The organism is Brevundimonas sp. (assembly GCF_041648615.1).
Taxonomy (GTDB): Bacteria; Pseudomonadota; Alphaproteobacteria; order Caulobacterales; family Caulobacteraceae; genus Brevundimonas.
In genome coordinates this window covers 1-21,281 of the sequence record NZ_JBAZOS010000036.1, presented here as the reverse complement: position 1 = coordinate 21,281, position 21,281 = coordinate 1, and the positions used below count along the sequence as shown (strand labels likewise).

The 21,281-nt window shown below is 69.1% G+C and carries 25 protein-coding genes; 16 read left to right on the top strand and 9 right to left on the bottom strand.

What is annotated here, in order from left to right:
• Window positions 1-61 precede the first annotated feature (61 nt).
• Both rpmE and WC555_RS12665 read left to right on the top strand, forming a co-directional pair.
• Complete coding sequence (gene rpmE, locus WC555_RS12670; protein ID WP_055830066.1) at window positions 62-286, top strand: 50S ribosomal protein L31; 225 nt, start codon at window positions 62-64, stop codon at window positions 284-286.
• Window positions 287-461: 175 nt separating this feature from the next.
• Window positions 462-2,018 carry a murein L,D-transpeptidase gene (locus WC555_RS12665; protein ID WP_373254071.1) on the top strand — a complete coding sequence of 519 codons (1,557 nt, stop codon included), beginning with the start codon at window positions 462-464 and terminating at the stop codon, window positions 2,016-2,018.
• Between the two features lie 3 nt (window positions 2,019-2,021).
• On the opposite strand, the gene WC555_RS12660 is transcribed toward WC555_RS12665, so the two are convergent.
• Together WC555_RS12660 and WC555_RS12655 are read right to left on the bottom strand one after the other, a co-directional pair.
• Complete coding sequence (locus tag WC555_RS12660) at window positions 2,022-2,555, bottom strand: DUF1465 family protein (protein WP_373254070.1); 534 nt, start codon at window positions 2,553-2,555, stop codon at window positions 2,022-2,024.
• A gap of 83 nt (window positions 2,556-2,638) precedes the next feature.
• A complete protein-coding gene (locus WC555_RS12655; protein WP_373254069.1) occupies window positions 2,639-2,842 on the bottom strand; it encodes a DUF1192 domain-containing protein in 204 nt (67 codons plus the stop codon).
• Window positions 2,843-2,926: 84 nt separating this feature from the next.
• Between WC555_RS12655 and WC555_RS12650 the strand changes: the two genes are divergently transcribed.
• Window positions 2,927-3,898: an NAD(P)H-quinone oxidoreductase gene (locus WC555_RS12650; RefSeq protein ID WP_373254068.1), complete on the top strand. Its 972-nt coding sequence runs from the start codon at window positions 2,927-2,929 to the stop codon at window positions 3,896-3,898.
• A 1-nt stretch (window position 3,899) separates the two neighbouring features.
• Here WC555_RS12650 and WC555_RS12645 read toward each other — a convergent pair whose 3' ends face one another.
• The gene (locus tag WC555_RS12645; protein ID WP_373254067.1) at window positions 3,900-4,502 is read right to left on the bottom strand and encodes a beta/gamma crystallin-related protein; all 603 of its coding nucleotides are present in this window, start codon (window positions 4,500-4,502) and stop codon (window positions 3,900-3,902) included.
• Between the two features lie 214 nt (window positions 4,503-4,716).
• Here WC555_RS12645 and WC555_RS12640 point away from each other — a divergent pair, with 214 nt between their 5' ends.
• Window positions 4,717-5,391 (top strand): DUF1013 domain-containing protein, encoded by a 675-nt coding sequence (locus tag WC555_RS12640; RefSeq protein ID WP_373254066.1) that lies wholly within the window; start codon window positions 4,717-4,719, stop codon window positions 5,389-5,391.
• 60 nt (window positions 5,392-5,451) lie between these two features.
• Here WC555_RS12640 and WC555_RS12635 read toward each other — a convergent pair whose 3' ends face one another.
• Window positions 5,452-5,625 carry a YdcH family protein gene (locus WC555_RS12635; RefSeq protein WP_373254065.1) on the bottom strand — a complete coding sequence of 58 codons (174 nt, stop codon included), beginning with the start codon at window positions 5,623-5,625 and terminating at the stop codon, window positions 5,452-5,454.
• Window positions 5,626-5,753: 128 nt separating this feature from the next.
• On the opposite strand from WC555_RS12635, the gene WC555_RS12630 reads away from it, so the two are divergent.
• Genes WC555_RS12630 through WC555_RS12620 form a run of 3 tightly spaced genes read left to right on the top strand, consistent with a single transcriptional unit; the run spans window position 5,754 to window position 7,093 of the window.
• The gene (locus tag WC555_RS12630) at window positions 5,754-6,368 is read left to right on the top strand and encodes a UbiX family flavin prenyltransferase (protein WP_373254093.1); all 615 of its coding nucleotides are present in this window, start codon (window positions 5,754-5,756) and stop codon (window positions 6,366-6,368) included.
• Window positions 6,365-6,829, top strand: coding sequence for a TIGR02444 family protein (locus WC555_RS12625; RefSeq protein WP_373254064.1), 465 nt, complete (start codon window positions 6,365-6,367; stop codon window positions 6,827-6,829). The genes WC555_RS12630 and WC555_RS12625 overlap by 4 nt, the downstream gene beginning before the upstream one ends.
• Window positions 6,830-6,868: 39 nt before the next feature.
• Entirely contained in the window at window positions 6,869-7,093 is a 225-nt protein-coding gene (locus WC555_RS12620; protein ID WP_373254062.1) for a YdcH family protein, read from the top strand.
• 6 nt (window positions 7,094-7,099) lie between these two features.
• Here the strand turns inward: WC555_RS12620 and WC555_RS12615 are convergent, their stop codons facing one another.
• Window positions 7,100-7,663: a GGDEF domain-containing protein gene (locus WC555_RS12615; RefSeq protein ID WP_373254061.1), complete on the bottom strand. Its 564-nt coding sequence runs from the start codon at window positions 7,661-7,663 to the stop codon at window positions 7,100-7,102.
• Between the two features lie 125 nt (window positions 7,664-7,788).
• Between WC555_RS12615 and purE the strand changes: the two genes are divergently transcribed.
• Together purE and WC555_RS12605 are read left to right on the top strand one after the other, a co-directional pair.
• Entirely contained in the window at window positions 7,789-8,277 is a 489-nt protein-coding gene (gene purE / locus WC555_RS12610) for a 5-(carboxyamino)imidazole ribonucleotide mutase (RefSeq protein WP_373254060.1), read from the top strand.
• Complete coding sequence (locus tag WC555_RS12605; RefSeq protein WP_373254058.1) at window positions 8,278-9,351, top strand: 5-(carboxyamino)imidazole ribonucleotide synthase; 1,074 nt, start codon at window positions 8,278-8,280, stop codon at window positions 9,349-9,351.
• 327 nt (window positions 9,352-9,678) lie between these two features.
• Here WC555_RS12605 and WC555_RS12600 read toward each other — a convergent pair whose 3' ends face one another.
• The gene (locus tag WC555_RS12600; protein ID WP_373254057.1) at window positions 9,679-10,371 is read right to left on the bottom strand and encodes a COQ9 family protein; all 693 of its coding nucleotides are present in this window, start codon (window positions 10,369-10,371) and stop codon (window positions 9,679-9,681) included.
• A gap of 188 nt (window positions 10,372-10,559) precedes the next feature.
• Between WC555_RS12600 and rpsU the strand changes: the two genes are divergently transcribed.
• Window positions 10,560-10,817 (top strand): 30S ribosomal protein S21, encoded by a 258-nt coding sequence (gene rpsU / locus WC555_RS12595; protein ID WP_056621430.1) that lies wholly within the window; start codon window positions 10,560-10,562, stop codon window positions 10,815-10,817.
• A gap of 238 nt (window positions 10,818-11,055) precedes the next feature.
• Here the strand turns inward: rpsU and WC555_RS12590 are convergent, their stop codons facing one another.
• Both WC555_RS12590 and WC555_RS12585 read right to left on the bottom strand, forming a co-directional pair.
• Window positions 11,056-12,444: an ABC transporter permease gene (locus WC555_RS12590; protein ID WP_373254055.1), complete on the bottom strand. Its 1,389-nt coding sequence runs from the start codon at window positions 12,442-12,444 to the stop codon at window positions 11,056-11,058.
• Window positions 12,441-13,397 (bottom strand): ABC transporter ATP-binding protein, encoded by a 957-nt coding sequence (locus WC555_RS12585; RefSeq protein ID WP_373254054.1) that lies wholly within the window; start codon window positions 13,395-13,397, stop codon window positions 12,441-12,443. Before WC555_RS12585 ends, WC555_RS12590 begins: the two co-directional genes overlap by 4 nt.
• A 149-nt stretch (window positions 13,398-13,546) precedes the next feature.
• Here WC555_RS12585 and WC555_RS12580 point away from each other — a divergent pair, with 149 nt between their 5' ends.
• The 6 genes from WC555_RS12580 to phoB all read left to right on the top strand — a co-directional run bounded on the left by WC555_RS12580 (window position 13,547) and on the right by phoB (window position 20,094).
• Window positions 13,547-14,947, top strand: a complete 1,401-nt coding sequence (locus WC555_RS12580) for a sensor histidine kinase (RefSeq protein WP_373254052.1) — start codon at window positions 13,547-13,549, stop codon at window positions 14,945-14,947.
• Between the two features lie 137 nt (window positions 14,948-15,084).
• The gene (gene pstC / locus WC555_RS12575; protein ID WP_373254051.1) at window positions 15,085-16,515 is read left to right on the top strand and encodes a phosphate ABC transporter permease subunit PstC; all 1,431 of its coding nucleotides are present in this window, start codon (window positions 15,085-15,087) and stop codon (window positions 16,513-16,515) included.
• A complete protein-coding gene (gene pstA / locus WC555_RS12570) occupies window positions 16,508-17,794 on the top strand; it encodes a phosphate ABC transporter permease PstA (protein WP_373254049.1) in 1,287 nt (428 codons plus the stop codon). Before pstC ends, pstA begins: the two co-directional genes overlap by 8 nt.
• A 70-nt stretch (window positions 17,795-17,864) precedes the next feature.
• A complete protein-coding gene (gene pstB / locus WC555_RS12565) occupies window positions 17,865-18,662 on the top strand; it encodes a phosphate ABC transporter ATP-binding protein PstB (protein WP_373254092.1) in 798 nt (265 codons plus the stop codon).
• Entirely contained in the window at window positions 18,662-19,390 is a 729-nt protein-coding gene (gene phoU, locus WC555_RS12560; protein ID WP_373254047.1) for a phosphate signaling complex protein PhoU, read from the top strand. Before pstB ends, phoU begins: the two co-directional genes overlap by 1 nt.
• A gap of 14 nt (window positions 19,391-19,404) precedes the next feature.
• A complete protein-coding gene (gene phoB, locus WC555_RS12555) occupies window positions 19,405-20,094 on the top strand; it encodes a phosphate regulon transcriptional regulator PhoB (protein WP_373254046.1) in 690 nt (229 codons plus the stop codon).
• On the opposite strand, the gene WC555_RS12550 is transcribed toward phoB, so the two are convergent.
• Window positions 20,095-21,063, bottom strand: a complete 969-nt coding sequence (locus WC555_RS12550) for a magnesium and cobalt transport protein CorA (RefSeq protein WP_373254044.1) — start codon at window positions 21,061-21,063, stop codon at window positions 20,095-20,097.
• Between the last annotated feature and the right edge of the window lie 218 nt (window positions 21,064-21,281).

Here is a 21,281-nt window from a genome sequence, read left to right as displayed (position 1 = left end):
TTTTCTCATTTTCGCGCTCCGACGGTCGGCATCGTCATCGCGCAGAGACCGGACCAGGACCATGAAGGCGGATACGCATCCCGACTACCACTTCATCACCGTGACGATGACCGATGGTACGACCTATCAAACGCGCTCGACCTACCAGAAGGAAGGCGCCGTCCTGAACCTGGACATCGATCCGCTGACGCACCCGGCCTGGACCGGCGGCAACCAGCATATGCTGGACCGCGGCGGCCGTGTTTCGCGCTTCAACAACAAGTTCGCCGGCTTCATCAAGAAGTAGGCCGCCGCGGGTGCGGGCTTTCAGGCCACACCCTGAGGCAAGACGACAACAAAGGCGTCGGTCCCCGGACCGGCGCCTTTCTGTTTGACCGGAACGCCGATAACATCCCGGCGTTGGCTTTTTCGGGGGCGTGGACACGGTGTCCCGCATCGAATCCTGCGTAGAGACCTTGGCGATGAATCGACGGCAACTCGGACTGGGCGCGGCCGTGACGGCGTTTGCGTCGGCCATGGGTCAGGCGGCCTCGGCCCAGACCCGCGATCCCGCCGCGGTCGCCTTCTATGATCGCTTCAACGACCAGCTGGCCCGCCTGCCCGCGGGAATTCAGCCGGACGTCCGCGCCTTCTACGAGCTGAACGGCTGGCGGCCCGTCTGGAATCCGGAACGGCTGCGCGCGCTGCAGGCCGCCGCCGGCCGGGCCGAGCGTCACGGCCTGTCGCAGACCGACTATTTCAACTTCGACACCCTCGCAGCCGACCGCGACGCCGCCGAGATGCGCACCACGGCGGCCGCCATGGGCTATGCCCGCGTCCTGGCCGAGGGCCGCGTCCGCCCGGAGACGGTCGAAGACCTGTGGGAGATGCAGAAGAACCGCGTCGACCTGCCCGTCGGCCTGAACGACGCCCTGGCCCAGAACCGTCTGGTCGATTGGTTCGAGGGCCTCGCGCCCACAGACATCGGCTATTCCAACCTGTCCGCCGGCTATGTTCGCTACCGCCGCCTGATCCGGGAGGGCGGCTGGCCCGCCTTCCGTCAGGGACCGACGATCGAGCCGGGCGCCAGCGACGCCCGCATTCCCGCGCTCATCCAGCGTCTCGTCGCCGAAGGCGACCTGCCGGAGGCTGACGGGGTGCGCCTGACCGAGGAGGGCATCGTCTACGGCCCCGAGCTCCAGGCCGCCGTGCGCGGCTTCCAGGTCCGGCACGGCCTCGCCGCAGATGGCCGTATCGGCACGGGCAGCCAGCGCTCCCTGTCCGCCTCGGCCGAGGACCGCGCCCGTCAGATCGCCCTGAACCTTGAGCGTCGTCGCTGGTTGAAGCGCGAGGTCTCGCCCGAACGGATCGAGGTCAACACCGCCGCCGCCATCATGGTCTACTGGAAGGACGGCCGTCCCGTTCACTCGAACCGCGTCGTCTGCGGGTCTCCGACCAACCAGACCCCCAGCCTCGAAAAGCCGTTCGCCTCGGTGGTCGCCAACCCGCCCTGGTACGTGCCCGCCTCGATCGCCCGCAACGAGATCCTGCCCAAGGGCCCGGGCTATCTGGCCAGCCAGAACATGTACATTTCGAACGGCACGGTGATCCAGCGCGCCGGACCGAACGCCGCACTGGGCTATGTGAAGTTCGAACTGCGCGACAGCTACGCCATCTTCCTGCACGACACCCCGTCCAAGGCCGCCTTCAACCTGTCCATGCGGCAGCGTTCGCACGGCTGCGTCCGGGTGCAGGGCGCGGTCGATTTCGCCCGCCTGCTGCTGTCGCCCGATCCGGCCCTGCTGGAACAGTTCGACACCGCCCAGGACACGCGCGAGACCAAACGCATCCAGACGGGCCGCGAGATCAGCGTCCGCCTGCTGTACTGGACCGCCTTCGTCGACGGTCAGGGCCGGGTGGCCTTCCGCGAGGATGTCTACGAGCGGGACGCCAAGCTGGCCGAAGCCCTCGGCATCGCCATCAGCCTGCCCAAGGCGGTCGATGACGGCGCGCGGGTCGCCAACGACGTCGGGCCTTAAAGCTCAGGTTCGGAACGCCGCCGTCAGCCGATCCAGCTGGCTCTGCACCGGATTGACCGCATCGTCCTCCGGCGCGTCCAGATACATGCGGCGATCCAGGTGCAGGATCCGGTCGTACAGCTTCTCGGCCCGGACCAGATATTCGACCAGGGCGATCGGCAGTTCGCCGTCCGTGGGATCGGTGTCGGGCTTGCGGTCGGCCAGCCGGTAGCGCGGTTCGCACGCCGCCAGCGCGGTCATGTCGCCCTCTCGCACCGCCCGCTGCACCAGCAGCCAGGACGCGATCTGCATTAGCCGCGTGGTCAGCTTCATGCTTTCGCCAGCGTAGGCCAGAGCCGTGCTGCGCGACAACAGCTTGGATTCCCGCCGGCCGTCCCCATCCAGATAGGCGGCGGTGTCCTCGACCAGCTCCATGCCTTCGCGAAAGGTGCGGTCGAACAGCTCCGACCGCGCGAAATCGTCGACGACGGCGGCGCGGCTGCGGCCGGCGGACGAGGGAATGGCGGCGTCGGTGGGCATGAAGTCGGTCAAACTCATAGGGGTGCGCGTATCCGTATCACGACCGGCACGGTTTCGCGCGGCGCTTCAACGGACTGCAACGGTTGTGCCAACAGCCTGATTCAGGAGCGGAAGTTGAACATGGCGTCGGCGGCGTTGCGTTGCGAGGACTTGCCGTCGATGGCGGCCCGGGACCGCGCGATCTCGGCCTCGAGCCCTTCGATGCGCTGCTTCAGATCCTCGACCGAATAGCCGTCCAGATCCTCGCGCGTCAGGGCGATCAGTGGCGCGCCGCGCGCCGGACGGGGCTCCGGATCCTCGAACATCACCGCCTCCTTCGTGGCCAACGGATACGCAACGCCCTATCTGAACGCCCGGATACGGACGATTGCAAGAACGGGATGAGGCGAATGCGGGTCATCGAGATCGCGGGCGGAGCAGGTCCGGCGGAGGCGCTGACCCTCGCGGAACGGCCCGACCCCGTCGCGGGCCCGGGCCAGATTCGCATCCGGGTCCGGGCCGCCGGAATCAACCGGCCCGACCTCCTGCAGCGGCTGGGCCGCTATCCCGCCCCGCCCGGAGCCTCCGACATCCTCGGCCTGGAAGTCGCCGGCGAGGTCGATCAGCTCGGCGAAGGCGTCAGCCGCTGGGCGGTGGGCGACAAGGTCTGCGCCCTGCTGGGCGGGGGCGGCTATGCCGACCATGCGGTGGTCGACGCGCGCCACGCCCTTCCCGTGCCCGTCGGTTTGGACCTGATCCGGGCGGCCGCCCTTCCCGAGACGGTCTGCACCGTCTTCGCCAATGTCTTCGAGGCCGGAGCCCTCAAGGCCGGCGAAACCCTGCTGATCCATGGCGCGACCAGCGGCATCGGCGTCACCGCCATCCAGATGGCCAGGGCCGCGGGCGCCAGGGTCATCGCCACCTCCCGGGGGCCTGACAAGACCGCCGCAGCCCTGGACCTCGGCGCCGATCTCAGCCTGGACGCCCTTGCCGACGACATGGAGACCGCCATTTCGGGATTCGGCGGCGCCGACGTCGTGCTGGACATGGTCGGCGCCGACTACGCCGCCCTCAATCAGGCGGCGCTGAAGCCCTTCGGGCGCTGGGTCGTGATCGCGACCCAGTCGGGCTCGATGGCGCAGGTCGATCTGGCCAGGCTGATGATGAAGCGGATCGTCCTCACGGGCTCGACCCTGCGGGCGCGGCCCGCCGACGAGAAGGCCCGGCTGATCGCCGCCGTGGAGGCGACGGCCTGGCCGTGGGTGGCGTCCGGCGCGGTGCGCCCGCCGGTCGAGGCGACCTTCCCGCTGGAGCAGGCGTCAGCCGCCCACCTCGCGCTCGAGGCGGGCGGCCATGTCGGCAAGATCGTCCTGACGACCTGACTTACCAGCGACCGCCGCGGCCGACCGGACGCAGGGACGAGATGCGGTCGTTCATGCCCCAGCGCTGCAGGTTCCGGACGTCACCGGTGAACGTCTGACACTGGCCGCGATAGTAGGCGTCGGTGCAGGCCTCCCATGCGCCCCGGAACTGCATCGATGAGATCGCGTCATTGAACCCGGAGTTGGCCAGGTTCGGAACCTCGCCCTCGAAGCGGAAGGAGGCGCCGCGGAAATCGGCGTCGCGATAGATGGTGATCGAGCCGCGCCCGTCCCCCCCGCCGCCCGGCCAGCCGGGACCATTGCCGCCGGCGCCGGGCCGGCCTTCGTACTGGCCCCGGTACGGACCGCAGACCAGCAGGCCGTCGTTGTTGCGGATTTCGTAGTCCGCGCACCGGTTCAGCTCGATCGACGTGCCGCGAATCTGCCCGCGGTTGGTCCGGCAGTCGGCGTACAGCCGGCCCCGGTTCACATATTCGCCGCTGCAGCTGTCGCGATAGTCCCCGCGCGGCGCGACCCGGGCGCCGACCTGGGGATCCTGCTGCGCTGAACCGGCTCCACCCGAAATGACCGCCGCCGCGGCCAGCATTTCAATCAACATGGTCATCCCTTCCAATAACGGCGTTCACTGATGCACAACGCGCCTGTGAAGCCAATGTTCTGCAGTCCGGATGAACCTTGGCTGTACAGCCTTGTCGGCGTCCGTTTTCTTTTCGCGCGAATAGGCCTATATCGCGATCATCAACGCCCGGTCGAAAGGCCGGGCGCCGTCGTATCCAGAGCCCGGTTTCCGGGCCTGAAAACCAAACCGGAATGCGTTCATGACCGACATCCTCATGCCCAAGGCCACTGCGGTCTGGCTGGTCGACAACACCTCCCTGACGTTCGAGCAGATCGCCGACTTCTGCGGCCTGCACCCGCTGGAAGTGCGCGGCATCGCCGACGGCGACGTGGCCCGCGACATCCGCGGCGCCGATCCCCTGGTCAACGGCCAGCTGACCCGCGAAGAGCTGGACAAGGCCCAGAACGACGAGAACTACCGCATGCAGGCCGTGGTCAGCCGCCACGCCGAACTGATGAAGGGCGGCAAGCCCGCGCCGAAATACACGCCCGTCTCGCGCCGGCAGGACCGCCCGGACGCCATCGCCTGGTTCGTGCGCAACCACCCCGAGGTGACCGACGCCCAGATCGCCAAGATGCTCGGCACCACCAAGTCGACCATCGAGAGCGTGCGGAACCGCACCCACTGGAACAGCCCCAACATCAAGCCGGTCGACCCCGTGACCCTGGGCCTCGTCGGCCAGCTGGCCCTGGACGAACTGGTCCGCAAGGCCGCCGACAAGAAGGCCAAGGACGACGCCAAGAAGGGCGGCGGCGCCACCCTGCAGCCCGTCGACGCCCCTGCCGAGCCGGCCGAGGAGGAGTTCGTCCCCGAGGCCCGCGAACGCCGCGGCGCCGAGCCCACCGCGGCTTCGGTCTTCGGCACCAAGGACTGAGATGAAAACGGCCCCGGAGATCGCTCTCCGGGGCCGATGTCTTTTCGGGAAGCCGCCTCGCTATCCTGTGCGGGCCTCCAGGCTGGTGATCTGTTCCTTGAGTCGAAGCTTCTGCTGCTTGAGCTCCCTGACGTGAAGCGAGTCCGTGGCCGGGTGGATCATCTCCCGCCGGATGGTCTCATCCAGGTTGCGGTGACGGTTTCCCAGTTCGCGGATACGAGCTTCGATGGTCATGGCTTGCGCCTCCATGTCTAAGGGACCAGTACAGTCAGCGCCGGGTCTGACCGGCTGTAGAATCACATTCCAGTGAACTGCCGACCGTCCTGATACGGACCACCCTGGAGCCCGAATTGGCCGAAGATGTGAACGGAGCCGTACGGAACCTTTCCGGTTCGACGCCCGCCAGATTGATCGTCGGAATTTCCGGAGCCTCCGGCGTCATTTACGGCGTCCGTGTGCTCGACGCCCTGCGCGAACTGGGGGTCGAGAGCCATCTGGTCGTGACCCGCGCCGCCCTGCTGACCCTGTCGCAGGAGACCGATCTCTCTGCCGACGACCTGCTGGGCCGCGCCGACGTGTCGCACCGGCTCAACGACGTCGGCGCCTCGATCGCCTCGGGCTCGTTCCGGACCATGGGCATGATCATCGCCCCCTGTTCGGTCCGCACCATGAGCGAGATCGCCACCGGCGTGACCTCCACCCTGCTGACCCGCGCCGCCGATGTGGTGCTGAAGGAGCGCCGGCCGCTGGTGCTGATGGTGCGCGAGACGCCGCTGCATCTCGGTCACCTGCGCACGATGACGGCGCTCGCCGAAATGGGCGCGATCCTCGCCCCGCCCCTGCCCGCCTTTTACACGAAGCCGGCGAGCATCGCCGAGATCGTCGATCAGTCGGTCGGACGCGCCCTGGACCTGTTCGGCCTCGACTGGGCGGCCGTCCGGCGTTGGGACGGGCTGAAGGGCGCGGCGACCGAATGAGGCTGTGGGACTGGGCGCTTGCGGCCTACGCCGCCGAGGGCGTGGCCGACGCCTGTCTGGAGTTGCAGGACGCCGCCGGCCAGAACATTCCCCTGCTGCTCTGGGCCGCCTGGTGCGCGGCCGAGGGGCGCGCGCCGGACGAGGACGCCCTTGAGGCCGCCGGCGACACGGCCCGCGCCTGGCAGGAGACCGCCATCGCCCCCCTGCGCGCCGTGCGCCGCGCGCTCAAGCCCCGCGCCCCCGATCTGGACGACGCCGACCGCGAAGCCGTGCGGGCCCAGGTCAAGGCCGTGGAGCTGGAGGCGGAACGCCGCCTGCTGACCGCGCTGGAAGCCCTGGCCCCGGCCTCGAGCGGCCCTCCCCGGCCCCCGCTGCCGACGATGGTGGCCGCCGCCCGGGTCTGGTCGCCGATCACGCCGCGCGCGGGGCTGAATCGCCTCGCGGAGCGCCTTCCGGCCTGATGCGACGCGCGTTATAAGCCGGGCGTCCGGGATCCCAGCATGAATGACGACGACCCCTTTCTGACCGAGGAAGAGCAGGCGCTTCACGCCCGGCTGAAACTGCTTCAGCTCGAACATGCCGACCTCGACGCCTCGATCGACGCCCTGTCGCGCATGCCCGTGCCCGATCAGCTGATGATCGCGCGGCTGAAACGGAAGAAGCTGGTCCTGCGCGACGAGATCACCCGGATCGAGGACCGGATCCTGCCCGACATCATCGCCTGAGGGGCGTCACCGCCCCTTCTTGCGCACCCACATGGCGGCGTCCGCCTCGGCCAGCCAGACCTCGGGGTCGGTGTGGCCGTTGAAGGCCCGCACCCCGAACGAGGCGCCCAGACGCGCGCTCTGGCCGTTCCAGGTGAATTCCTCGGCCGCCAGGGCGTCGGCCAGCCGCTGTGCCTTCTCGCGCCCACTGTTCAGGCCGGCGTTCAACAGCAGCAGGCCGAACTCGTCGCCGCCCAGACGGCCCACGGCGTCCGATTCGCGCAGATTGGCCGCCAGCAGGTTGGCGATATGCACCAGGGCGGCGTCGCCCGCGGCATGGCCGAGGTTGTCGTTGACGCCCTTGAACCCGTCCAGATCGAGGTACAGCAGCACCGCGGGCGTGCCGTGGCGGTGGCAGAAGGCCATGGCGCTCTTCATCGCGGCGACGAAGCCGCGCCGGTTCAGCACCGGCGTCAGCACATCGTGATCGGCCGCCGCCTCGGCCGCTTCGGCGCGACGGCGCAGGGCCTCGATCTCGGCGCGCAGGCGCTCGATCTCGTCGTAAGGGTCGATGACGGCCGCGTTGGTCACGAGCGAAGAGGGCTCCCCGGCCGGCGACTCAACACGCCCGGCCAAGGCTCAGCCTAACGCGGTCGGTTGCGGGCGCAACGCGAGTCCTGTATCGCGCCGCTTTCCCGCGAAAGGCGTGCGCATCCATGGCGACCCAGACCCCCGTGGCGATCATCATGGGCAGCCGCTCGGACTGGCCGACCATGAAACACGCCGCCGACGCCCTGGACCGGCTCGGCGTGGCCTGGGAGGCCAAGGTCGTCAGCGCCCACCGCACGCCGCAGCGCCTGTTCGACTTCGCCACGGGCGCAAGGGCGGCGGGCTTCAAGGTCGTCATCGCCGGCGCCGGCGGCGCGGCCCACCTGCCGGGCATGGCCGCCTCAATGACCGACCTGCCGGTGCTGGGCGTGCCGGTCGAGTCCAAGGCGCTCAAGGGGATGGATAGCCTGCTCTCCATCGTCCAGATGCCGGGCGGCGTCCCGGTCGCCACCCTCGCCATCGGCGAGGCGGGAGCCAAGAACGCCGGCATTCTGGCCGCCCAGATTCTCGCCCTGTCCGACCCGGTCCTCGCCGGACGGCTGACGGCCTTCCGCGAAGCCCAGACCGAGGCGGTCCACGAGACGGTCGAGGACTGAGTGGCTCCTCTGGCTCCCGGCGCGACCCTCGGCATTCTCGGCGGCGGCCAGCTGGGCCGCATGCTCAGCCAGGCGGCGTCCCGTCTCGGCTTCAACGTCGTCATCCTCGATCCCGAGGAGAACAGCCCCGCCGGTCGCGTCTCCCAGGGCCAGATCGTCGCCGCCTTTGACGACCCCACGGCGCTGATGGTGCTGGGCCAGACCTGTCAGGCCGTGACCTTCGAGTTCGAGAACGTCCCCGCGACCTCGGTCAAGCGGCTGGTCGAGGGCGGCGCCGTCGTGGCGCCCGGCCCCAGGGCCCTCGCCGTGGCCCAGGACCGGGTCGATGAGAAGACCTTCCTCAACGGCGTCGGCGCGACCACGGTCGAATTCGCCGCCGTCGACAGCCTCGACGACCTGCTGGCCGGACTGGAGCGGCTCGGGACGCCGGCGGTGCTGAAGACCCGGCGCGAGGGCTATGACGGCAAGGGCCAGGTCTGGGTCCGTTCGGCGGCCATGGCGGCCGACGCCTGGAACGCCGTCGGCCAGACCCCTTCGGTGCTGGAGGCCAAGGCCCCGTTCGTGCGCGAACTGTCGATCATCGCCGCCCGCGGCCGCGACGGCGCCATCGCCGTCTATCCGCTGGGCGAGAACATCCACAAGGGCGGGGTGCTGAAGACCACCCTCGCCCCCGCCGCCGTCGATGCGAAGACGGAGAAGCGGGCGCGGGCCATCGCGAAGGCCATTCTGGAGGGCCTGGACTATGTCGGCGTGCTCGGCGTCGAACTGTTCGATCTCGGAGACGGCCGCCTGCTGGTCAACGAGATCGCGCCGCGCGTCCACAACACCGGCCACTGGACCCAGGACGGCTGCGTCTGCGACCAGTTCGAACAGCATATCCGCGCCATCGCCGGCTGGCCCCTGGGCCCCACGACGGCCCACGCCCGGGTCGAGATGACCAATCTTCTGGGCGACGAGGTCGAGCAGTGGACGAAGCTGTCCGCCAAACCCGACGCCCGCCTGCACCTCTACGGCAAGGCCGAGGCCCGCCCCGGCCGCAAGATGGGCCATGTGAACCGGGTGAAGCCGCTCTGATCCGACGCCGTTCGGGGGTCGAGAGTCTCGTATGGCCGCCGAAAAATTACGGGCGGCCGACTCTGCGAAAGACGCCGCGCCGGCGGAGACGGTTCGACGACTCCCGAGGGCGCGCGGCGGCAGGGTGGACAGTGTCAAAGACCAGGCCCGGCGGGCATTTCGCTATTTTGCACATGCCTGCGTCAGAAACGGTCGCAAGCCGACTTCAGGCAGCGGATACGCCGGTCCAGTGGGGGCGAAAGTAGCGGATTCCTGTCCTCAGAAGGGCGGGTCGTAAGGGGCGAGAGTCTCCATGTCGCGGCCCCCTCTCCCAAAGGGAGAGGGGCGTTACTCCGCCTTCGCCCCGTACCGCATCCGGCTCAGCACATCCGTGACCTTGCGCAGCGGGGCGTCGAAATCCTTGCCGGCCTTCCACTTCTCGAAGCTCATGACGTTCTCGATCCGGGCGGCGACGAAGGCCTCGGCGGCGTCGCGGCCGTCGAACCAGCGCATCGTCAGGGCCGGGATCAGGATGCCGGACAGGATGGCGCGCTTGGAATAGTGGTTCCAGTCGGTCGCCGTGTCCCCGGCCCAGGTCCACAGGTGGTCGGCGCTCTCCCACGCCAGCTTCAGGCCCAGATCAGCGTTGGTCGGCAGGGCCAGGAAGGCGGCGCAGCGGCGCGTGGCCTCCAGATCGGCGGCGCCGGCCTCCATCCGGGCCGAGACGGCGCGGGCGATTCGCTCGCGCATCTTCAGCGCCTTCGCATCGATCCCGGCCAGAACCGCCAGGGCCCGGTCGTCGTGCCGGCGCGACAGCAGGGCCGCCAGGTCGCGCGCGCCGTTGGGCAGCAACAGCTCCTCGTCGCCGGGCGACAGGCCGTTTTCGGCGCAGGCGCGCCGCGTCATCCGGCTGTTCCAGCCCAGGGCGGGGGCCAGGCGCACGGCGGCGTCCAGCACGGACTGCTCCATCCGGTCGCCCCAGTCGGCTTCGAGAGCCTCGCCCTCGGGAGTCTCGTTCGACAGGTGTGGCGCATCGGTCATGTCGGCAGCATATCCCCGTCAGCCGGGCGTTTCGACCCTTCAGATTGAGGCGCGACGATCTGGACAGGACGGGGCCGAACGTGTATCAGCCCGCCTTCATCCGCGGACCCTGTCTGCGGAAGACGATTTTATTTGTCTGCCCGTCTCCCTTTCGAGGTGCGCGGCGGGCGGCCAAAGGAGAGTTCAACCTGGTACAGATTTTCGTTCGCGATAATAACGTCGATCAAGCGCTCAAGGCCCTCAAGAAGAAAATGCAGCGCGAAGGCAGCTTCCGCGAGATGAAGCGCCACGTGCACTACGAGAAGCCCTCGGAGAAGCGCGCCCGCCAGAAGGCCGAGGCCGTGCGCCGCGCCCGCAAGCTGGCCCGCAAGCGCATGCAGCGCGAAGGCCTGCTGCCGCCGCCGAAGCCCCGCGTGCCGGGCGTGGGCGGTCCGAGCCGCGGCTAAGCCGACGTTTCGAACTGAAGATCAAAAGGCCGCCCCGGGAAACCGGAGCGGCCCTTTTCTTTCACCTCCCCATTCGCGAAGGCGAATGGGGAGGACAGATCGCGCAGCGATCAGGAGGGGGCGACGCTGGCGGTCGCCGGTGAACAAATCCCCCCGGCCGGCGCTGCCCCCTCCTGGCGGCCTTCGGCCCGCCTGTCCTCCCCATCGGCCTTCGCCGATGGAGAGGTGAAAGCCGATCCTACCGCCCGCCCCTCACCGCGCCGGCGAAGGCCTTCCAGCTCAGCTTCACGTCCGACAGCGCGCCGGCCCGGAACGCGCGGCCCGCGATCCACACCATCAGCAGGGCGAAGGCGAACATCCCCGCCATGGCGCCGATCACCTCGATCAGCGGCGGATCGCTGGGCATGCGGGCGATCATCAGGAACGGCGTGAAGAACGGGATCCACGACATGATCCGCACCACCGGCGCATCCGGCGTCTGCAGCGCCATCTGCATGGTGATCATCGGAATGACGAGGATCATCATGATCGGCCCCATCAGGGTCTGGGCGTCGCGCGGCGTCTCGCAGAAGGCGCCGATGGCCGCGAACAGGACCGCATACATCAGATAGCCGCCCAGCATGAAGGCGCCGAACCAGGCCAGCATCCCCCCGCTCAGCAGGATGTCGCCGACCATGCCGCCCTGCTCCGGCGCGAACCAGAACAGCGCCGCCGCGCCGATCCCGCCCCAGGCCGCCAGCACCGTCAGCGTCAGCAGGGCCACGCCCAGCACCTTGCCGGTCAGGATCTCGGTCGCCGAGGCCGAGGAGAGCAACACCTCGAGGATCTTGTTCGACTTCTCCTCCATCACGCTGTTCAGCAGGATCGAGGCCCCGGTGATGATCAGCGACCACAGCAGGAAGCCCGAGGCCAGGCCGATGATGGCCGGCAGCTTGTCGCGGAACGACACCTCTCCCCCGCTGGCGGATTTGGGCGAGAAGACGCTGACGTCGGCGCGGAAGGCCTCGGTCTGGTCGACCACGCCCGGGTCGATGCCGGCGCTCTCGAACACCGCCTTGCGGTTGGCCGAGTTGAGCGCTTCGCGGATGAAGTCCTCGACCGTGTCGTCGGTGGCCCGCGCGGTCCAGACCCGCGCCGTCGGCTTGCCGTCCGCCCGGTTGAGGAAGACCACGGCGTCCAGCCTTTGCTCCTTGGGCGTCTCGTCGGTCAGATGGCGACGCACGGCGGCGTCCTGCTCCGGCCCCGCCGGCAATGTGGAAATATCCGTCGGCGTCGCGACCAGCCGCATCTTCGGCCGCGACAGACCGGCCATCGCCCCCTCGGCCACGCCGGGACCGGCCGGTGCGCCGGTCGAGGCGGCGGCCTTTTCGGCGGTTTCCCGGGCGCGGGCGTCGCGCCGTTCGGCGTCGTTGCGCAGGGAATCCCGCACCGCCGCCGCGAGGCCGGACGCCTGGGGTCCCTCTTCCACGATGGCCACAGCCCGCACGGGCTCCGAGGAGCGGATCATCAGCGGCACCGCCCCGCCCAGCACCGCGAACAGCGGGAAGGCCAGCAGCGACAGCCAGAAGCCGACGGTGCGGGCGTAGGCGCCGTATTCACGGCGCGCGATCAGCAGGGTGCGGTTCATCGGGCGGCCTCCGCGGCTTTCGTGGATTGGTCGACGTCGGGATTGTCGCCCGTCAGGCCGATGAAGGCGTCATGCAGGCTGGGCTCGCGCAGCTCGAAGCGCCGCACGTCCAGTCCGCCGAGGAAGGCGGCCCGCAGAGCCTCCTGCCCCTTGCCGCCCTGGCCGAGCGCCGCCTTCAGCACCCGCACCCCGTCGATCTCCGACACCACCTCGACGCCGGTGACGCCCGGCAGGGCCGCCGCCTCGGCCGCCTCGATCGCGCCTTCCAGCTCGAGGAACCGCTTCGAGGTCGCGCGCGCCTCGGTCACCGTGCCCTCGAACGCCTTCTGGCCGCGGGCCAGCAGCACGACCTTGTCGCACAGCCGCTCGGCGTGCTGCATCACATGGGTCGAGAACAGCACCGTCGCGCCGTCCGCCGCCAGGCCGCGGATCACCGCTTCCAGCCCCTGCTGATTGACGGGGTCCAGCCCCGAGAAGGGCTCGTCGAGAATGACGAATTCGGGCCGATGCACCACCGCGGCGATCAGCTGGACCTTCTGGGCCATCCCCTTGGACAGCTCCTTCATCTTCTTGCGCTTCGAGGCGCCCAGCCCCTGGGCGTCCAGCATCTCCCTCGCGCGCCGGCGGCCCTCGCCGATCGGCAGGCCCTTCAGCGAGCCGAAGAAGGCGATGGCGTCCACCGGCGTCATCTTCTTGTAGAGGCCGCGCTCCTCCGGCAGGAAGCCGATGCGGTCGCGCACCTTGCGCCCGTCGTCGGCGCCGAGGATGACGATCCGGCCCGCTGAGACGCCCTGCAGGCCCAGGATCATGCGGATGGTCGAGGTCTTGCCGGCCCCGTTGGGACCGAGGAAACCGCAGATCGTGCCCTTCTCGACCTCGAAGCTCAGGTCCTTCACGGCCTGAAACTCGCCGTATCGCTTGCTCACGCCGTCCAGCGTCAATGCCGCCGCCATGGTCCCCTCCGCCGAACTCAAACCGTCGCTGTCAGGGATAGGTGTGTAAAGGACGTTTGACAACCCGTCGTAAGCCTCATCAACGCGCCGCTGTCATGAATTCCGTGTCATGTTCCATCTGCGAGTCACCCGCGCCAGCGAAAGCGTGAATGCCCTACGAAGTGTCATCCTCTCCCGTCGCGCCGCAGACCGGGTCCCGGCTGTGGACGGTCGGCGCCAGCGCCGGCATCGCGATCGTCGTCCTGATCGGCGCGGCCGTTCTTCAACCGGCGGCGGCTGGCTGGCTGTTCGGCGCCGCGGTCCTGGTCGGTCTGGCGACCTGGATGATCCACCGTCGGCCGAAGGTCGAGACGGGTCTGGTGGATGCGGCGGAAGCCGCCGAGCCCCCCTCTGACCGGGCCATGCTCGACAACGTCTTCGAGGCCCTGGCCGATCCGGTGCTGGTGGTGTCCGGCGGCGAGGCCGACGATATCGCGGGCCGCCGCATCGTCCTGGCCAACACCGCGGCGCGCGACCTGTTGCGCATCCAGACCGAGGGGGCCCTGCTGGTGCCGGTGCTGCGTGATCCGGCGGTGCTCGAGGCGGTGGACGAGGCCCTGTTCGGCGGGCTGACCCGCACCACCGACTATGGCGGCGTCGGCGCCCAGACGCGGCACTGGCGCGCCCTGACCCGTCCCCTGCCCTCATCCGACGACCGGACCCTGGCCCTGCTGGTCCTGCGCGACGAGACCGACGTGCGGCGCATGGAGATGATGCGGGTCGATTTCCTCGCCAACGCCAGCCACGAACTCAAGACGCCGCTGGCGTCCCTGTCCGGCTTCATCGAGACGCTCAAGGGCCACGCGCGCGACGACCCCAAGGCGCGCGACAAATTCCTCGATATCATGGCGACCCAGGCCGACCGGATGAGCCGGCTGGTCGCCGACCTGCTGTCGCTCAGCCGGATCGAACTGAACGAACACATCCCGCCCGCCGGCCGGGTCGATCTGGCGCGCGCCGCCGCCGATGTGGTCGACGCCGTCAGCGTGCTGTCGGCGGATCGCGGCGTCGCCGTCCATCTGCAGGACCGGGGATCGAGCGCGCCGGTGAGCGGAGACCGCGACGAAATCCTGCAGGTGGTCCAGAATCTGGTCGACAACGCCATCAAATATTCGCCCGCGGGCGGCGCGGTCGAGATCGTCATCCGGCCCGACATCACCCTGGACGAGGCCTCCGCCCCCTGGTCCGGCGGCAATCGGGGCGAGGGCGCGACGCGGCTGCCGCTGGTCACGCCCGACCGCGAGACCGGCCAGCGCTACGCCGCCGTCGCCGTACGCGACCACGGCCCCGGCCTGGCGCGCGAACACCTGCCCCGGCTGACCGAGCGATTCTACCGCGTCGAAGGCCAGAAGAGCGGCGAACGCCAGGGCACGGGCCTCGGCCTGGCCATCGTCAAACACATCGTCAACCGCCATCGCGGCGGGCTGACCGTCGAGAGCGCGCCGGGGCATGGCGCGGTATTCACAGCCTATTTCCCCGTCGCCGTCCCCCGCAACACGACGGTCGCATGACAGGGCCGCGTCGCGGAGCCCGGCAGCGTAACAGAACTGTCACTCACCCGTCGTAATCCGCTGACCATTCCGGGGCAGTTATCGCGGCGGGGCGTCCGGGAGACCGTGCGTTCCGATTCCCGCTGTCCCGGACATCCATGACCTGGCTCTTCCTGCCGATCCTGATCGCCGCAGCCGTCGCCGCCTATATCGGCGGCCGGGGGCTGGCGCGTCGGCGCGGTGAGGGCCAGCGGCCCCATTCCCGCCCCGGCCAGCACGGCGCCTACGCCCTGATCTGGACGGTCGTCCCGGCGCTCGTGATCCTGATCGCGGCCAGCGTCTTTTCCGGCCCGGTCGAGCAGTCGCTGACCGCCTCGGGCGCGCCCGAGGTCGTGCAGCAGCTCGAACCCTTCCGCCGCGAAGCCTTCTTCGCCGACGCCCGCGCGGTCGGCGCCGGCCGTCCGGCGGCGCAGATCTGGCCCGCGCCCTACGCCGAACTGCTGCCGGCCGAGGGCCAGCGCGCCGCGCGCATCGCCCTGATGCTGCGGATCGGCTCCGGCGTCGCCGCCATCCTCGCCGGCCTGCTCGGCGCCCTGTTCGTCTTCGGCCAGATCCGCCCCGGCATGCGCGCCCGCAACCGCGTGGAGGGCTGGATCGTCGGCGTGCTGTTCGTATGCTCGGCCGTGGCCATCCTGACCACCGTCGGCATCATCGCCTCGCTGGTCTATGATTCGATGCGGTTCTTCGCCTCGGTGCCGATCGCCGAATTCCTGTTCGGAACCCAGTGGAGCCCGCAGACGGCCATTCGCGCCGACCAGGTCGGATCGACCGGCGCCTTCGGGGCCCTGCCCCTGTTCGCCGGCACCTTCCTGATCATGCTGATCGCCATGGCCGTGGCCGCGCCCGTGGGCCTGTTCTCGGCCATCTATCTGTCGGAATACGCCGGGCCGACCTTCCGCGCCGTGATCAAGCCGGTGCTCGAGATTCTGGCCGGCGTGCCGACCGTCGTCTACGGCTTCTTCGCCGCCCTGACCGTGGGACCGGCGTTCCGCGGCTTCTTCAACGGCGCCGGCGCCCTGCTGGCCGGCGGTCCGCTGGACGGGCTCGGCCAGTATCTGATGGTGGTTCAGAACCAGATGGCCCTGGTCGCCGGCATGGTCATGGGCATCATGCTGATCCCCTTCGTCAGCTCCCTGTCGGACGACATCATCAACGCCGTGCCCCAGTCGCTGCGCGACGGCTCCTACGCCATGGGCGCGACGAAGTCGGAGACGGTGAAGCGGGTGCTGCTGCCCGCGGCCCTGCCCGGCGTCGCCGGCGCCATGCTGCTGGCCATGTCGCGGGCCATCGGCGAAACCATGATCGTGACCATGGCCGCCGGCCTCGCCGCGCGCCTGACCCTGAACCCGCTGGACACCGTCACCACCGTGACCGTCCAGATCGTCACCCTGCTGACCGGCGACCAGGAGTTCAACAGCACCAAGACCCTGTCCGCCTTCGGCCTCGGCCTGACCCTGTTCCTGGTGACCCTGGCCCTGAACATCGTCGCCCAGCGCATCGTCCAGACCTATCGGCAGCAGTATGACTGACGCGACCGTCACACCCGAGGTTCGCGCCGAGCGCCTCCGCGCGGGGCTGAAGCGCCGCTACGCCCGCGAGGGCCGGTTCAGGCTGTACGGCCTGCTGGCCATCGGCGTCGCGGTCGGCTTCCTGCTGCTGCTGCTGGGCCGCATCATCGAACAGGGCCACACGGCCTTCTACACCCACACCGTCACCGTGCCCGTCTACATGGACCCGGCCCGCGTCGACCGCGCCTATCCGCAGGGCACGAATTTCGAACTGCTGGTCGCCGAGCAGCAGCTGGCGCGCATGGGCGTCGCCGACGACGCCCAGGGCTTGAAAGCCGCCGCCATGCGCGGCCTGTTCTCGTCCGAATTGAAGTTCGCCGCCGCCGCCCGCATCCAGGCCAATCCGAACCTGATCGGCCAGACCGTGCCGATCGCCGCGCCGGCGTCCGACGACGCCGACCTGTATTTCAAGGGCGAGATTTCGCTCGACACCCCCGCCGACCAGCGCCGCCTCAGCGACGAACAGATCGGCTGGCTGGACCGGATGAAGACTTCGGGCCTCGTCGCCGCCCACTTCAACAGCGGCCTGTTCACCCGGGGCGACTCCACCGAACCCGAACTGGCCGGGGTGCTGGGCGCCGTGGTCGGCTCGGCCCTGATGCTGCTGGTGACCGCCTTCATCGCCATCCCGCTGGGCGTGGGCGCGGCCCTGTATCTGGAAGAATTCGCCCCGCGCGGCCGGATCACCGACCTGATCGAGGTCAATATCAACAACCTCGCCGCCGTGCCGTCGATCATCTACGGCCTGCTGGGTCTGGCCCTGTTCATCAACTGGATGCATCTGCCGCGCGCCAGCCCGCTGGTCGGCGGCCTGGTCCTGGCCCTGATGGCCCTGCCCACCATCATCATCGCCACGCGGTCGTCGCTGAAGGCGGTGCCGCCCTCGATCCGCGAAGCCGCCCTGGCCATGGGCGCGTCGAAGACCCAGACGGTCTTCCATCACACCCTGCCGCTGGCCATGCCGGGCGTCATGACCGGCGCCATCATCTCCATGGCCCACGCCCTCGGCGAGACCGCCCCCCTGCTGCTGATCGGCATGGTCAGCTTCATTCCGGGCATTCCGCACGGCCTGGGCGAGCCGACCGGCGCCCTGCCCTCGCTCGTCTACATCTGGGAAAACGCCTCCGAGCGCGCCTTCCACGAGCGCACGGCCGCGGCCATCCTTGTCCTTCTCGCCTTCATGATCGTCATGAACGCCGCCGCCATCTTCCTGCGCCGGCGCTTCGAACGCCGGTGGTAGCCCGATGAAATTCAACCTCTTCCGCGCCCCTGACGGCGTCGAGGGCGGCGCGCCCGCCGAAACGCCGCTCATGGCCGCGCCGCCGGTGGTGCACAGCTCGGGCCCGGTCGGCCCGACCAAGATCGCCGCGCGCGACGTCTCGGTCTTCTACAGCGGCAAACAGGCGCTCCATGACGTCTCGCTGGACATCCCGGACAAGACCGTCACCGCCCTGATCGGCCCGTCCGGCTGCGGCAAGTCCACCTTCCTGCGGACCATGAACCGCATGAACGACACCATTCCGGGCTGCAAGGTCACAGGCCGCATCGAAATGGACGGCGAGGACATCAATGCGAAGTCTGTCGATCCCGTGCTGCTGCGCGCCCGCGTCGGCATGGTGTTCCAGAAGCCCAACCCCTTCCCCAAGACCATCTACGAGAACGTCGCCTACGGCCCCCGCATCCATGGCCTGGCCACGTCGAGGGCCGAACTCGACGTCGTGGTCGAGGCCTCGCTGAAGCGCGCCGGCCTGTGGGAAGAGGTCGCCGACCGCCTGCATTCGCCGGGCACCGGCCTGTCGGGCGGCCAGCAGCAGCGCCTCGTCATCGCCCGCGCCATCGCCGTCGAGCCCGAGGTCATCCTGATGGACGAGCCCTGCTCGGCCCTGGACCCGATCGCCACCGCCAAGATCGAGGAGCTGATCGACGAGCTGCGCGAGCGCTACTGCATCGTCATCGTCACCCATTCGATGGCCCAGGCCGCGCGGGTCAGCCAGCGCACCGCCTTCTTCCACATGGGCCGCCTGATCGAGACGGGCGACACCGAAGACATCTTCACCAACCCGCGCGAGCGGCGCACGCTGGACTACATCACCGGACGATTCGGCTGATGAACCAGCACACCGTCAAGGCCTATGGCGACGAACTGAACCAGCTGACCGCCGAGGTCGCCCGCATGGGTGGTCTGGCCGAGGCCCAGGTCGCCGACGCCGTCGACAGCGTCGCCCGCCGCGACATCGCCCTGGCCCGCGCCGTGGTCGATCGCGACGCCAAGCTCGACGCCATGCATCGCGACATCGAGCGCAAGGCCATCCGCCTGATCGCCCTGCGCCAGCCCGTCGCCTCCGACCTGCGCCGCGCCCTCGCCTCGATGAAGCTGGCGGTCGATCTGGAGCGCACCGGCGATCTGGCCAAGAACATCGCCAAGCGCGGCCTGATCCTGGCCGAGGGCGACCCCATGCCGCCCCTGACCCGGTCGATCGAACGCATGGGCAAGCTGGTGTCGATGCGCCTGCGCGACGTGCTGGACGCCTATGCCGCCGCCGAGGTCGACGGCGCCATCGCCGTCTGGAACACCGACGACGAGGTCGACGAGCACTACAACGCCCTGTTCCGCGAACTGCTGACCTACATGATGGGCGACCCGCGCACGATCACGGCGGGCACCCACCTGCTGTTCATGGCCAAGAACCTCGAGCGCATCGGGGACCACGCCACCAACATCGCCGAAACCATCTACTACGAGATCACGGGCCAGGAATTCACCGGCGAACGCCCCCGCTGGAATCCCGACCCGCTCGCGCCGACCGCCGACACTGACCCGACGACGACCGCCTGACCGGAGAGTTCGACGTGCAGCCTTATATCCTGGTGATGGAAGACGAGGACGCCCTGGCGACCTTGCTCTCGTACAATCTCGAAAAGGAGGGCTATCGCGTCGTCGTCGCCGCCGACGGCGAGGAGGGCATGCTCCAGATCGACGAGCGCCTGCCCGACCTGGTCCTGCTGGACTGGATGCTGCCCAAACTGTCCGGCATCGAGGTCTGCCGCCGCATCCGCGGCCGGGCCGAGACCCGCAACCTGCCGATCATCATGCTGACCGCCCGCGGCGAGGAGAGCGACCGCATCCGCGGCCTCGACACCGGCGCCGACGACTATCTGACCAAGCCCTTCTCGATGAGCGAGCTGATCGCCCGCATCCGCGCCGTTCTGCGCCGCATCCGCCCGGGTCTGGCCGACGACCGCATCAACCACGGCGACATCGTCATCGACCGCGTCGCCCACCGCGTCCGCCGCGCCGGCAACGAAATCCACCTCGGCCCCACCGAATTCCGCCTGCTGGATCATCTGATGCAGCACCCGGGCCGGGTGTTCAGCCGCGAACAGCTGCTGGACGCGGTCTGGGGCTCGGACGTCTATGTCGAGGCCCGCACCGTCGACGTCCACGTCGGCCGCCTGCGCAAGGCCCTGAACGTCGAGGGCACGGTCAACCCGATCCGCACAGTGCGCTCGGCGGGCTATTCGCTGGATCTGGGGGGATGATCAAAGCCAGCGCGCCCGCTTGAACCGCCGGTACAACAGGCCGCAGATCAAGGCGATGCCGCCGAGAACGGCGGGATAGCCGTAGGGGCTGCGCAGCTCCGGCATATAGTCGAAATTCATCCCGTAGACGCCGGCGATCGCCGTTGGCACGGCCAGAATCGCCGCCCAGGCGGCCAGTTGCCGGGTGATGGCGCCGGTGCGCTGCTGTTCCAGCAGATTGCTGAATTCGAACACCGAGGTCAGGACCTCGCGCAGGCTGTCGACCATGGCCTGCACCCGCCGGACATGGTCGAGAACGTCGTTGAAATAGGGCCGCGCCTCGGCGTCGATGCACGGCAGGTCGAGGCGGATGAATTTCCCCACCACCTCCGTTGTCGGGATCAGCACGCGCTGGAAACGGATCAATTCGCGACGAATCTCGAAGATGCGGTTGATCTCGCTGCGGGCCAGAAAATGGTCCAGCGTCCGATGCTCCATGGCCAGCACCTCTTCTTCCAGCGCTTCGCCGATGGGGATGTAGCCGTCGACCACGAAGTCGAGGATGGCGTGCAGCACATAGTCGACCCCCTGGCCCAACAGCGCCGGCGACGCCTCGAGATGCGCGCGCAGGGCGGTATGCCCGCGGCTGGACGCGTGTCGGACGCTGATGATGTGGCTGTGGCCGACGAACACGGCGGTCTCGCCGTAGTGAATCTGGCCCTCGGCAAGCCAGGCGGTGCGGGCGACGATGAACAGCTGGTCGCCGTAGATGTCGAGCTTGGGCAGCTGGTCACCCTTGGCGGCGTCCTCGACCGCCAGCGGATGCAGGCCGTAGGTCGTCTGCAGGGTTCGCAGCTCCTCCGGCGTGGGGTCGGTGACCCCGATCCAGACGAATTGGGACTTGTCCTCCGGACAGTGGACGCGTTCGTCGATCGCCACGGGCCGGACGCGTTTTCCGTGGGCGTAGAGATAGGCGGCGACGACGGTCATACTCGCTTCCTACAGCGCAAGTAGACGACGAAGAAGTCCCGACGCTTCACACCGTCGCCGAACGCGCTAGGGTCCCTTCCCTCAGTCCAGGGAGCCGTCCATGCGCCGCCGCACCTTCCTTTCGACCTTGCCCGCGGGCGCCCTCCTCGCCGGAGCCGGCGCCGCAAACGCCGGGGCCGCCCCGGCGCCCGCCGCCACGCGCCTTGCCCGCCAGACCG